Annotated in this window: 12 protein-coding genes, 1 rRNA gene and 1 pseudogene; 5 read left to right on the top strand and 9 right to left on the bottom strand. The window is 69.6% G+C overall.

Annotated elements, in window-relative coordinates; genetic code table 11:
- Nucleotides 1-100: ribosomal RNA gene (rrf, locus tag FL311_RS34350) — 5S ribosomal RNA — on the top strand; the annotation flags it as partial.
- 62 nt (nt 101-162) lie between these two features.
- Here rrf and FL311_RS34345 read toward each other — a convergent pair.
- A pseudogene (locus tag FL311_RS34345) lies at nt 163-930 on the bottom strand (zinc-binding dehydrogenase); the annotation flags it as partial.
- 257 nt (nt 931-1187) lie between these two features.
- On the opposite strand from FL311_RS34345, the gene FL311_RS34340 reads away from it, so the two are divergent.
- Complete coding sequence (locus FL311_RS34340; protein ID WP_141331913.1) at nt 1188-1634, top strand: hypothetical protein; 447 nt, start codon at nt 1188-1190, stop codon at nt 1632-1634.
- Nucleotides 1635-1637: 3 nt separating this feature from the next.
- Here the strand turns inward: FL311_RS34340 and FL311_RS34335 are convergent, their stop codons facing one another.
- Complete coding sequence (locus FL311_RS34335; protein WP_046717116.1) at nt 1638-1838, bottom strand: SlyX family protein; 201 nt, start codon at nt 1836-1838, stop codon at nt 1638-1640.
- A gap of 65 nt (nt 1839-1903) precedes the next feature.
- On the opposite strand from FL311_RS34335, the gene FL311_RS34330 reads away from it, so the two are divergent.
- Nucleotides 1904-2203, top strand: coding sequence for a hypothetical protein (locus tag FL311_RS34330; RefSeq protein WP_141331912.1), 300 nt, complete (start codon nt 1904-1906; stop codon nt 2201-2203).
- 13 nt (nt 2204-2216) lie between these two features.
- On the opposite strand, the gene FL311_RS34325 is transcribed toward FL311_RS34330, so the two are convergent.
- Together FL311_RS34325 and FL311_RS34320 are read right to left on the bottom strand one after the other, a co-directional pair.
- A complete protein-coding gene (locus tag FL311_RS34325; protein WP_141331911.1) occupies nt 2217-3206 on the bottom strand; it encodes a hypothetical protein in 990 nt (329 codons plus the stop codon).
- Between the two features lie 39 nt (nt 3207-3245).
- Nucleotides 3246-3590 (bottom strand): DUF2007 domain-containing protein, encoded by a 345-nt coding sequence (locus FL311_RS34320; protein ID WP_141331910.1) that lies wholly within the window; start codon nt 3588-3590, stop codon nt 3246-3248.
- Between the two features lie 663 nt (nt 3591-4253).
- Here FL311_RS34320 and FL311_RS34315 point away from each other — a divergent pair.
- Nucleotides 4254-5792 carry an ATP-binding protein gene (locus FL311_RS34315; protein ID WP_194869474.1) on the top strand — a complete coding sequence of 513 codons (1539 nt, stop codon included), beginning with the start codon at nt 4254-4256 and terminating at the stop codon, nt 5790-5792.
- Here the strand turns inward: FL311_RS34315 and FL311_RS34310 are convergent, their stop codons facing one another.
- Nucleotides 5793-6215 carry a hypothetical protein gene (locus FL311_RS34310; protein WP_141331908.1) on the bottom strand — a complete coding sequence of 141 codons (423 nt, stop codon included), beginning with the start codon at nt 6213-6215 and terminating at the stop codon, nt 5793-5795.
- 213 nt (nt 6216-6428) lie between these two features.
- On the opposite strand from FL311_RS34310, the gene FL311_RS34305 reads away from it, so the two are divergent.
- The gene (locus tag FL311_RS34305; protein ID WP_141331907.1) at nt 6429-6638 is read left to right on the top strand and encodes a hypothetical protein; all 210 of its coding nucleotides are present in this window, start codon (nt 6429-6431) and stop codon (nt 6636-6638) included.
- Between the two features lie 138 nt (nt 6639-6776).
- On the opposite strand, the gene FL311_RS34300 is transcribed toward FL311_RS34305, so the two are convergent.
- From FL311_RS34300 to FL311_RS34285, 4 genes are all read right to left on the bottom strand, one after another.
- Complete coding sequence (locus FL311_RS34300) at nt 6777-7616, bottom strand: hypothetical protein (protein WP_141331906.1); 840 nt, start codon at nt 7614-7616, stop codon at nt 6777-6779.
- Nucleotides 7613-8368 carry a hypothetical protein gene (locus FL311_RS34295; protein ID WP_141331905.1) on the bottom strand — a complete coding sequence of 252 codons (756 nt, stop codon included), beginning with the start codon at nt 8366-8368 and terminating at the stop codon, nt 7613-7615. The genes FL311_RS34300 and FL311_RS34295 overlap by 4 nt, the downstream gene beginning before the upstream one ends.
- Nucleotides 8365-10326, bottom strand: a complete 1962-nt coding sequence (locus tag FL311_RS34290) for a TonB-dependent receptor (RefSeq protein ID WP_141331904.1) — start codon at nt 10324-10326, stop codon at nt 8365-8367. The genes FL311_RS34295 and FL311_RS34290 overlap by 4 nt, the downstream gene beginning before the upstream one ends.
- Nucleotides 10327-11414: 1088 nt before the next feature.
- Nucleotides 11415-11822, bottom strand: a complete 408-nt coding sequence (locus FL311_RS34285) for a hypothetical protein (RefSeq protein ID WP_194869473.1) — start codon at nt 11820-11822, stop codon at nt 11415-11417.
- Nucleotides 11823-12294 lie beyond the last annotated feature (472 nt).

Genomic DNA, 12294 nt, shown 5'->3' with positions numbered 1-12294 from the left:
AGGGGTCACACCCGTTCCCATCCCGAACACGGAAGTTAAGCCCTCCAGAGCCGATGGTACTCCGCGGGAAACCGCGTGGGAGAGTAGGTCGCTGCCGGATTCTTTTTGAGAAGCCCTCGTCGCCTCGCGCGACGGGGGCTTTTCTTTTTTCCTCCCCTTCAGCGACTTCGCGTAGAGCGCCTCCACCTCGAATGCTGGCGGAGGACCATTGGCGTTCCCGTACACCACCAGGTGGCCGAAGGGCGCGAGCGACTCGAGGCTGTTCGCCCAGGTGCTGGCACCCACCGAGTCCAGCACCAGCTCCACTCCGCTGCTTCCCGTCACCTGCTTCACCCAATCCGAGACTGACGCCGAGCCTCCGTAGACGAAGACAACATCGGCGCCTGCCTCTCGCGCCAGTGCGGCTTTGTCTGTGTTTGACACGGTCCCCAGCACCACTGCTCCCAAGGTCTTGGCGAGCTGGATGGCGAGAAGACCCACGCCTCCCGCCGCGGCGTGGATGAGGACTCGGTGACCTCTCTGCACCTGCGCTGACGTGAAGAGGAGATGCCAGGCCGTGAGGCCCTGCACGAGGAGCCCCGCTGCCTCCTCGAAGGAGACGTGCTTGGGAAGCTCCAGGAGTTCATCCACCGAAGTCGTCGCCAACTCCGCATAGCTCTGCTGCGCGAGGGCCACCACTCGCTTGCCGACCCATCGTGAGTCGACACTCTCGCCGACCTGGTCCACGACCCCCGCGGCCTCGCTTCCGAGGATTCGTGGGAGCGGGGCCGTGGCGTCGTAGAGGCCTCGACGGCGTTCCGTGTCCGCGAAGTTCACGCCCGCAGCCCTCACCCGGATTTGCACCTGGCCAGGACCCGCTGTCGGGTCTGATACCTCTTCCAGCCGCAACACGTCCGGACCGCCTATCTCGTGGTAGCGAATCGCTCTCATCCCCGCGTCGTGACGACGAGGTGACTTCGTCGCCGCTGCTCGCCCGCGAGGATTCGCACGACACCGAGGTGCTCCTGCTCTCTCTCCCGTCCCTGCCTGAGGGCCGACTGGGTCCGCTGCGGCTGTCGCTGTTCCGCTGTTGTTGACCCATGGACGTGAAAAAGTGGGGGAACGAAGCGGGAACGCCTCGTGTGACTGGCCTCGGTCCACTGGGCTTGCTTGAGTGGCGCTCCCCCCACGCAAGAGGAGCCTCCTGAATGAAGCTGCTTCGTCCCTCGCTTGGTGTCCTGCTCGCGGCCGGTTTCTTCGTCGCGCCCATGCGCTCCGATGCCGCCAATGTCCGCGTCGGGCTCGGGGCCGACTATTGGATTGATCAAAGCGCGGCCTTCAGCTTCCTGCTGGGAGTGGAAGGCCGGCTCGCGGGGCCTCTCTCGGTGGGCGCCCGCTTCGGCGCCTCGCTCATCACCGATGGCAACGACGTGGGAATCCCCCTGGATGTCGTTCTCCGCGCGAACATCGCGAGCGCGGGGGTCTACGTCGAAGGGCTCGTGGGGCCCTGGATTGTCATGGGCCGTGGCGATGCGCTTCGCGCGCATGCCGCCTTCGGCTTCGGCCTGCAGGGCAAGGCCGCGAGCATCGGCGTGGAGGTGGGCTACCTGGACCCCGACCCCGTCATCGGTCTGCGCCTGGGCTACAAGTTCTGAGGCTCAGTAGTGCGGTGGACGCTCTTGCTGACGGGCGTCCACCAGCCCGGGCTCGGCCTCCAGCTTCTTCTTCAGGAGGTCCAGCTCCACGCGCAGCGCCTCGATGACCCGCTGCTGCTGATAGAGCACGTCGCTCAGCTCCTGCAGCGTCTCCTGCTGCTGCATGTAGCGAAGCTCCAGCTCGGTGATGCGCGACTCGTCCATGGGGCCCACCCTTACCTCGGAGTTGCCCCCGTCGTCCCTCCCTCTCAGCTCCCCGGCGTCCTGCCATGAACGTCCAGGAACACCTCCAACGTGCGCGCGAGCTCCTCGCCCGGGGCCAACCCGAGCTGGCCGAATCCGCGCTCAGTGACGCCATCGACGCCTCTGTTGCCCAGGAGGACCTGGTGCTCCTCACCCGGGCCCGCTTCGCCCTCGGAGCGCTGCTCTTCCAGCAGGAGCGCGATGACGAGGCCCTGCCCTATCTCCTCGCCGTCGTGCGGACCGAGCGTGTCGATGGCTCGGTGGACCACGAGGTCAAGGCCTCCGCGCGCATGCTCCGGCAGATTCGAGGCATCGAGCCTCGCTGAGCCCCGCGCCCTCTCAGGGCACGCTGCACGACTGGCGGATGAGCTCCATCCGTCCGGAGAAGCGGCGCTCGAGGTCCATCCGCGTCAGTCTCGCGTCGTCGATGCGCCGCGCCTCGAGCTGCATCGCGCACAGGGCCGCCAAGGCCTTGGGGCTGCCCAAGTCGAGTCGGTCCGCCTGTCTCAAGGCCTCCTGGGCACCGTCCACATCTCCCAGGCGGAACAAGGCCAGCCCCAGCTCGAAGTGAGCGAGCGAGAGCCTGGGGTCCTCCAGCGTCGCCTTGCGCAACACCGCCACGGCCTCCGCTGCTTGGCCGGCCGCGCGCAGCACCAGCGCCTGCTCCACCAGCAGCCGCGCCAGAGGGACCTTTCCCCGCAGCGCCATGAGCACCGCGAACGCCTCCGACGGCCGCTCGGCCGCGCTCAGCAGTCGCGCGTAACGAAGCCCGATGAGCGGCTCTCCTGGGGCCTTCTCGAACGCGGCCTTCATCGCCTCGGACGCGCCCACCATGTCGCCACTCCGCTCCCGGAGCTCCGCTCGGAACACGTCCGGCCGGGCATCCGTGGGCGCCAGCTGGTTCGCCCGCTCCAATGCCGTGCGGACACAGCGCTCCATCCGCTCCACTTCACAGACGCGCGCGAGCAGCAGCTGCGTCTCCATCGCCTCGGGCTCCCGTCGCTCCGCGGCCAGGGCCAGCTCGTGTGCCTCGGCCGGGGCGCCGTCGAGCAGCAGCTCCGCGGCTTCACGCAGCTCCGCGGCCGTCGCCTTCGGATGCTCTCGCAAGGGGAGCAGCAGCCTGACGCGCTGCTCGGGCAGCGGGGTGGCTCGAGCGATGCTCAGCTCCTGCTCCGGCATGTTCCTGGGCAGGAACAGCGGGATGAGGTGAATCAGGAACGCCACGCCACACACCACCAGCATGCCGCGCAGGCCCTGATCGACCCGCCAGCGCCGCTGCTTCCCGGCTGACACCTCCTCGGTGTGGGGTTGCTGTCGCTCTGCTTCCATCCGCCGCACGTCCCGTTCTCGCCCAGCCGCTGGCGCGGCTCACACTGCCCGAAGTCGCGGCCGGAGGCCTCGAGGCAATTCGACCCCGCAGCTCCAGCACAGCTCGAAGTTGCCCGGGTTCTCCTCCCGACAGCCCGGACACTCCACCGTGCGCGAGGCCTCCTCCTGATTCTCCTTCAGCTCCGCGACCACGGCTCGCGCCTGCTCCACGTCCTCGGGATGGAGCCAGAGCTCCACCCACGTCTCGCCGCTCGGAATCTCTCCGGTCAGCGGGGCCAGCGACTCGCCGCGCACCTGGACGGACATTCCCTCGGCTTCCAGCGTCCCCGCCAGCAGCCGCGCCTCTCCCACCGTGCGGTGCACGGAGAACTGCACACGCTTCATGTCTCTCTCTTCACAGATGACGGGGCGCTCGGCAACCACACCCACCGCCGCCGTGCCGCCTTCTCTCACCGAAGCCTGCTCGTCTGCTTATTGTTCATGCTTTGTCACAACCCACATGGGTCGACTGTCGCCTGTCCCCCGGTGTTTGCCTTTCACCGCGCGTCCAGGTGAAGATCAACATCGGCGGGGCGCCGCCCGAGCGCCTCCCGGTGCGCCCTCCACCCACTGTGTGAAGCCTTTGTCCAGGATGCGAGACGCCGTCCCATGCGTGCGCACGCTCTCCAATTCCGTTCGGCTCTTCCCACACACCTTGCGTGGGTTCGCTACGGCTTCGCCGTCCTCTGCGTGAGCCTCGCGGGGCTCGCCGCGTGGTGGTTCGTCCTGCCTGGGGCCACGGCGCTCCTGCTGTCGCTCGCGGCCGTGCTACTCGCGGCGCTCACCGGAGGCGCGGGACCCGCCGGGTTGGCGACCCTGGTGGGGACGCTCCTCTGCATGCTCGGTCCCGCATCGTCAGTGAGCCCCTCGGCGCCGAGCACCGTCGCCCTCTTCCTCATCGTGGGAGCGCTTGCCTCCCTCCTGGCGGGACGACGTGTACAGGTACCAGAGCGCGTCACGGCGCCCTCGCTCGTGACACCCGCGCCGTCCTCCGGCCTGGAAGCCCACTTGCTGCGAAGCCTCAACGACGCGGTCCTGGCCACCGACAACCGAGGCGTCGTGCGCTACCTCAATCCCGCGGCCGCGCACCTGCTGCAGTGCTCGGAGGCGGAGGCCCTGGGCGTTCCCCTCTCACACGTGCTGCGCTCCCGCCCCGAGTCGGGCTCCTTCCCGCTGCGCCAGGCGGCGCCTCCCAAGACGTGGTCCCAGTGGCCCCGCGCGCTGAAGCGACGCGACGGTGGAGAGCTGCCCATTGAGGAGTGCACCGTGTCCCTGCGCGGGGCCGATGACGAAGAACTCGGCGCCGTGTGGGTGTTCCGCGACGCGACGGCCCGTCGACAGCTGGAGCTCGAGCGGGCGCGGTTGCTCGAACGCGAGCACGCGGCGCTCGCCGAGGCCCAGGTCCAGCGCGAGCGGATGGAGTCACTCTTCCTCCAGGCCCCCGTCGCCATCGCCGTCTTCCGTGGGCCGGACCATGTCTGTGAGCTGCTCAATCCCCAGGCGTGCGCGCTGCTGGAGGTGGATGCCCACGCCATTGGCAAGCCGCTGCGCGACCTGCGGCCCGCCATGGACCCCGGCATGCTGCGGCTCCTCGATGACGTCTACCGCGACGGCAAGCCCTTCTCCGGGCGCGAGGTGCCCCTGGCCTCCGCGTCTCCCTACGTCACCCCCGCGCTCTCCCGACAGCAGCGCTTCCACGACTTCAGCTGGCAGCCCTGGTGTGATGCCCGAGGCGTCGTCCAGGGCGTGATGGCCGTCGCCGTGGAGGTGACGGGACTGGTGGTGGCCCGGCGCGCCGCGGAGGACCTGGCGAGGGACTTGCGCGAGGTGGTCCAGTCCCGCGACGAGTTCCTCTCCATCGCGAGCCATGAGCTTCGCACCCCCATCACCTCCGTCCAGCTCCAGCTCCAGTTCCTGCTGCGCGGCGCGCCGGCGATGGGCTCCGAGGCCACGGCCTCGCTCGTGCGTCGCCGCGTCGAGTCCACGCTGCGCTCCGTCGCCCAGCTGCACCAGCTCGTCGCCACGTTGTTGGACGTGTCCCGCATCCGCGCGGGTCGACTCGACCTGCATCGTGAGCGGGTGGACCTGTCGTCACTCACTCAAGAGATGGTGTCCCGCGTCCAGGAGGACGCGGCGGGCGCGCGATGCCCCGTGCGGCTCGTGGTGTCCGAGCCCCTCGTCGGCCACTGGGACCGCGTGCGGCTGGAGCAGGTCATCACCAACCTGCTGTCCAACGCCTTCAAGTACGGCGCGCAGCAGCCCGTGGACGTCCACGTCACGCGCGAGGAAGGCTACGCGCGCTTGAGCGTGAAGGACCATGGCATCGGCATCGCTCCCGAGGACCACGCCCGCATCTTCCAGCGCTTCGAGCGCGCCGTGTCCCAACGCCACTACGGTGGCTTCGGGCTGGGCCTCTGGATCGTCCGGCAGATTGTCGAGGCGCTCCAGGGCGACATCCGCGTGGAGAGCGCGCCCCACGCAGGCTCCAACTTCATCGTCCGGTTGCCCTTGCAGGACTCGACCACCGCGGCCGACGCGGCCCTCTGACTACTCCTCCTGGCGGAGCTCGTGGGGCAACACCACGTGCGCATGGCGCGGAGCGCGGGTGTGCAGCTCCCGCGTCAGCAGGGCGTCCAGCTCCCAGAGCAGGAGGTCGTAGAGCGGGCCCGCGCCTTTCGCGGGAAGGCGCTCCGTGGCCAGTCGGACCCGAGGAGACTCCTCGTCCTCGAACGCGAGCGTCACGGCGAGCCCGTCGGGACCGCCCGCCTGGGGTACGAGCACCACGGGTGCCGGCTGGTGTTCCACCTGCTCGAGCAGGGGCATGAACGTGCGGACCTCATGGGCCGTCAGTTCCCGCTCGGATACCACCTCGCCCTGCTCCAGGACCGCCAGGTGCTCGAGCCCCGTCAACCGCAAGGCCTGGGCCGCCGTGTTCGTCCGGCCGCTGCGCTCATAGGTCATCGTCCTCACGCCCATCACCTCCGTGCCAAGGAGGTAGGCACTCAGGCGCGTCTCGACATCCCCGCACGGACGAGGGACGGCCCGCAGCGCCGCCACACCGACACCCGGACGTACGCTTCAGGACAGCGTGGCGAGCCCTCCGCCCGAGTGTCCACCGCCGGGTCACTCTCTACGGTGCGGCCCTCTCGAGCACTCCCGCTCGGGAACGCCGGAGGTTCGCCCATGGGCAACAAGGGTAGCGGAAAGATGCCGAGCGCCAATGACCAGCGCTCCGTCTCCAAGAATCCCAACAACGACGCGCACAAGTCGTCGCAGGACAACCGCGCCAATCAGCTGAACAAGGAGCACGCGCCGAGCAAGGGCCCGGGCAACACCATCCCGGGCGGCGCTCCGGGGAGCGGGCAGCCAGGCTCGAACACGCCGAAGCACTGAGGTCCCTTCTGGCGCGAGGCCCCCGCTCCCGGTGGACCAGCACCGGTGGAGAGGGGGCCGTAAGCCATCACGGCCGGCGCGGTGTGTCGCTTCCGCGACGGGTGCTCACCGCGCCGCCGTGTCGTGGGACGAAGTGCTTCAGCGCGCGCGGGGCTCGCACTCGCCCTCGCCCCGGAAGTGGCCCGCGGTGCGGACCAGCGCCGTGACGAAGTCGCGCAGGTTGCGCACGTTGGCCGCGCCGCCCGTGCCGTACTGGTCGATGGGCAGCTCCGTGAGGTCCACCGCGGCCAGTTCCTCCAGCGTCACCTCGCCATCCGGTCCGGCGATGCCCAGCCTGTCCGCCTGGGCGATGGCGTCGAAGCGCATCTTCGCGTCCGGTGACTGGAGGTCGTCGAAGAAGAGGTGGTCCCCGTGGATGGTGAGCTGCACCGTCTCCTCGCCGTCCTTGGGCACCGTCACGCCCGCGCCCAGCTCGGGGCTCTCACAGTGCTCGTAGACGGTGTTCGTGGTGAAGCCCCAGTTGAAGCGCTTCGTCTCGCGGTCCTTCGTCGCCTGGCCGGCGACGTACACGCTGTAGCCCTCCGTCTTCATCAGCGTCACGTCCGCCGCGTCCGCGTTGCCCGCCACCGCGTCCGCCACCGGCGCCATCGCGAAGCTGATGTGGTCCCACTTCTGCGCGGGGAGGTCCTTGAAGCTCTCCACCACGACGGGGCCGGGCTTGTGCACGTCGAACACGCGCGCCTGCGTCTGCTTCGCGGCCACCTCGTCGTGTGTCTCCACCGTCACTTCACTGAGCACCACGAGGAACTTGTCGAAGCGCACCGTCCACCCGTCGGTGAAGCCCGCCTCATCGCCCACCGCGGGAGGAATCTGCTTCTCGATGAAGTCCTCTCCGTACGTGGTGAACGTCACGTTGCCCGTCCCATCACTGCAGGCGACGAGTCCCAGGCACGACAACCCCAGCATCCAGTTCTTCATTGCGCGGCTCCCTCTTCCCACGTCACCACGTAGGCGGTTGTGTCCTCCACGCCGCGCATCAGCGCATTGCGCGCCTGGCTGTCGGCGGGGAAGGTGTAGATGCCATCCGCGTCCGTGTCGGTCGCGGTGGCGAAGTCGATGCGGTCAACCCACTTCCTCAGGTCCACGGTGATGCGTACCCGGCCCGCTTCCAGCCCGAGGGACTTCTCGAAGCGCACGCCGGCCACCGGCTTGGGCAGGTCCGCCTCCACGTCGAAGCGCACCTGACCTCCGTCCGCGTTCGTCGCCGTGCCCACCAGCCGCACGGCGTGACCTTTCAGGACGCCTTGCGCGTCGGTGGTCGCCGTCGGGGTGGCGAGTGTCAGCTCCAGCGAGCCGTACTCGCCCGTCACCGCGCTCGCGGTGCCCAGTGGGGTGACTCCGCTCAGGAGGTCCACCGTGTGCGTCTCAAGCAACTCGCCCAGGGCGTCTCCCGGCGCGTAGTGGCCCGGGTGCGCGTGCGCCGTGCCTCCAAGGAGCGCGTACCAGTCGAAGGCACGGGAGAGGAGCACCCGGCCCTCGAAGAAACGCACCGGACCCAGGGAGACGTGCGCGGAGTCGAGTGTGATTCGCCAGCCTCGCTCGTTGGGGGTGTCGGAGAGCGGGGCCGCGGTGGACTCCACGGTGAAGACGCGGCGCTCGGCCTCGCTGCCACAGCCGAGCAGCAGGGCCGCGACGGCCACCGTGCTCCTCAGGACGTGTCTGCGATTCATAGATGGACCTCCAGGGTGAGCGAGGCCATTCGAGGCGACCCCGCGGTGAAATGTCGGGCCGGGACGAGGCTCGCCGGGGCGCTCGGGTCGAAGCGGGAGCTGTAGACGAACTCGCCGTCACGCCAGCGCGCGTCCAGGAGGTTGCGCACCTCCAGCTTCAGTCCCAGCTCCCCCCGGCGCAGGCCCAGGTCCAGGTCCGTGAGGAAGACGGAGCGGCTCTTCTCGTCGAAGGGCAGCGGGCGCGGGCCGATGAACGTGAGCCCCGTGCCCACCGTGAAGAGGGTGGGCTCGGCGCCCAACCACGTCCACTCGAGGGGATGCTCCCAGCCCACGTCCGCCCTGGCGACGAAGGGCGCGAAGTAGGGGAGCAGCGTGTCCGTCTTCGTCACGTAGGCGTGCGCCACGGTGCCGCTCAGCGCCGCGACGAGGCCTCGCACGGGGCGCGCCTGGAGCGACGCCGTCACTCCCGAGCGGACGGTCTCTCCCGTGTACACGGTGGTGCCCACGGTGTGGTCGAAGAAGAAGTCGTTCTCCACCTGCGAGCCGAAGACGCTGAGCTGCATGGCCCACGTCTCCCCGTCCTTGCGTGCGCCCACCTCGGCGCCGTGCACGGAGACGAAGGGGGCTCGCTCTCCCTCGGAGAGGCTGCGGGCCTGGGGCGAGCGGAAGCCGTCGCCGTAGCTGGCGAACAGTCGCCACGTGGTTGCATCGTCTGTCAGTGCGTACTCGAGGCCCGCCTTCGCGCCCAGGTGCACGCCGAAGGCGCTGCGGGAGTAGCCCTGGCCGTCGTAGAAGCGCGGGTCCCGGAAGGCGAGCGCGTCGAAGACCTCGACACCGAGCGCGTCCGCGCGGCCACCCAGTCTGAGCGCCCAGCGGCCGAGGACCATGCGCCCCTCGGTCCAACCCCAGACATCCGTCTGGGTGAGGTGGGCGTCGATCTCCTCGGAGAAGAAGGTGCCGTCTGATTCGCGGTAGCGCCGCTGGGCCTGCTCCACGCCGTCGCGCCTGGCGCCCAGGCCGAGCTCCATGGCCACGGGACGGCCGAACATCGTCACCGTGCGGCGGTGCTCGGCGCGGGCTCCGAGGATGATGGAGTCGTTCGTCTGCTCGAGTCCGTCACCTCGCTCGTCCACCCGGAAGCCGGTGAAGTTGTTGCGCAGCCGCAGGTCCGAGAGGATGCCGAAGAGCTCCAGCTTCGTGCGGCCCTGGCCCGAGCGGGGGAGGTCCACTCCGAGCAGGAGCTGGTGCCGGGAGACGGTGCCTCCCTGCCGTGGTGTGGAGGCGGAGAAGAAGTCTTGCTGACCTGTGAGGAGCGCGTCCTCGCGTACGACGCCGGGCGAGTCGAAGCGGGTGACGTAGCTGCCCGCGAGGGCTCGTAACGTGAGTCCGTCGGTGAGTCTCGTCGTTGCCTGCGCGAGCAGGGAGGCTCGGCCATAGCCGCGCTGCGCGCCGTAGTTCTTGGCCTCGCCGAGCTCCACCGCGGCGAAGGTCTCCGGGTCCTCGCCCGGGCGCACGGTGGCAACGAGTCGCCGCTGGCGGTACTGGCCCAGCGTGCCCGCGAGGTGCACGCCCTGCTCCTTGACGCCCAGGTCCATGCGCACCGTGCCGGCGACGGCGAAGTCACCTTGTGCCGCGCGATACGAGCCCTCCGTCACATCGAGCGCCTGGACGACCTCGGGGATGACGAAGTTGAGGTCCGCGTAGCCGAGCGCGTGGATGTGGCTGACCTCGTTCACGGGGAGGCCCGCGACGTTCAGCTCCACGTCCTGGCCGTGCAGGGCGTCGAAGCCACGCAGGAAGAGCTGGTGCGCCTTGCCCTCGCCGCTGTGCTGCGAGGCCACGAGGCCCGGCACGGCGCGGAGCAGGTCCACGGCTCCGCTGCGCGGCGCCGCGTCCAGGATGTCCCGGCCGAGGGTGAGCTCCGAGGCGCTTTGTGGAGGCCGTGTTCCTCGGACCACCGTGTGGGTCTTCGGCTCCGTGCGTGGGGGCTCGTTTGTGTCCTGCTCGGACTGCGGGACCTGATGGGCTTGGGGCTGCGCGGATGGAGTGGTCGCTTCGGCGCTCGACGCTGCTTGCGCGGGAGTGCTGGAGATATGGGGCTGCGCGGACGGTGTGGTCGCTTCGGCGCTCGGTTCTGCTTGTGGAGGAGAGCTGGCGATTGGGGGCTGCGCGGACGGTGTGGTCGCTTCGGCGCTCGGTTCTGTTTGTGGCGGAGAGCTGGCGATTGGGGGCTGCGAAGGCGGTGTCGTGGCTGCAATGCCCGGTGCTGCCCGAGGGGCTCGGGTGGCGATGCGGAGCTGCTCGGACGATGTCGTTGCTTGAGTCGCGCCCGGTGCTGCTTGCGAGGGTTGGGGGGCGATGCGCAACCGCGCGGCCGGGGGGGCCGCTTCGGTGTTCAGCCCCGCGTGAAGAGCTGGGGGCGTGGAGAGAGGCACTGTGGTGGTGGGGGCGGTCTGCGCTGTGTTCAGTGCGTGCGGCTTCTCCGTCGGAACAGGTGCTCCGGTGACGGCCCGGCTCGCGTGTTGCTCCGTCGACGACTTGTCTGCTCCCGGTGCAAGCGCTTCGTGAGCAGAGTGACTCGCGGCAGACTCCGCAGACGGCGTCGTTGCCGCGACAGTCCGCCTGGCGAGTGCTGCGTGGCTCGTGGCTCTGGATGGTGCGCGCGAGGTTGGCGCGCCGCGTGTGACCACGGACAGGTTCGTGCTCGCTCGTGCGCTCGTCGCCGAGGGCATGGTTGCCTCGCCGAGCGTCAAACGTGGCTTCGCCACCGCGAGCAGCGGTGCACAGAGGACCCACAAACCTGTCGATAGCGCGACGGTCACGACACTCGTGGACATGAAGGACACTCACGGCAGGTCGCCTCGGTCCTCGGGCCCTCGTGCACGCGGCTCTCGCGTGACACTCCTGGCTCGAAGACGGAGACCCTCCGCCGTCATGGATGTGGGGCGATGACACGCACGACTCCGGCACCTCATCGCGCACAACCGACGCGCGGAGGTCCGAAGCTCACGTTCGGTGGATTCGCTTCAGCGCGAGCGCCGTGGACCTATGGCCCTTGCGGCATCGCCGTCGGTCGTGGCGCCACACCCGGCAGTCGCGTCGGCGCATGCACGGACTCGTGCTTCCACGACACCCACCGCACCACCGGCACCACGGCCACGACCCACGTCGCCGCCACCACGCTCAGGTGCTCCACCGAGCCGGTCAGGTGCTTGTGGCCATCCGGACCATGTCCCGTCTCAGGCGACTGACGTGTGGGCTTCGGCGCGAGGCCACTCTCGTCTGGCGCGTCATGGCTGTGCGCCTGACCCCCGTGGCTGTGCACATGCCCCGCGCCACCCACGTGGCCTGCATGGCCCACCACCGCGTGCAGCACCGGCGCCACCGCGAGCCCGTACACCAGGACCATCAGGCCCAGGCTCGCGAGGTCTCGTCGGTCGTGGGGATTCAGCAAGGCGCTGGTCGACAGGGCAGGGGGGTGGTCGCCTCCTACCCGGCTTCCCGAGCCCACGCAAGGCAGCACACCCTCGCCGCTCGCCCCAGTCCTCGTGCCCGTTCATGCGCCGACTCCCTGCTCACGCAGCGCGGCCTCGCCGCCCGAGGGGCTCATGCCGCGCGGTCACCTCGCGGGTGCCGGCGCAGGACGAACACAAAGCCAATCGCAAACATCGCGCCCTCTCCGTGCCTTCATCGCCGCGTGAGCACGCGCGCCCACTCCAGGTGGACGTGGCGCGCGCGGTCGCCTCCCGGAGTGTCGTGGCAGAGCGTGTGGGGATGAAGCCTCGTGACGTGGGACGCCGAGCGCGAGAACTTCCGCCGCACCGAGTCCCCGATGTAGGCGTCGGACACCGCGAACCACCGGCCCGCCGCCGAGGTCCCCGCAGGACGGGGCCTCCGCCTCCCACCTGTCACTCCCCCAGGGAGAC

Origin of the sequence: Myxococcus sp. AB025B, from assembly GCF_006518215.1 — a bacterium.
Lineage (GTDB): Bacteria > Myxococcota > Myxococcia > Myxococcales > Myxococcaceae > Myxococcus > Myxococcus fulvus.
Note: the sequence above shows the minus strand (reverse complement) of the source record. Positions and strands in the feature narration are given on the sequence as shown.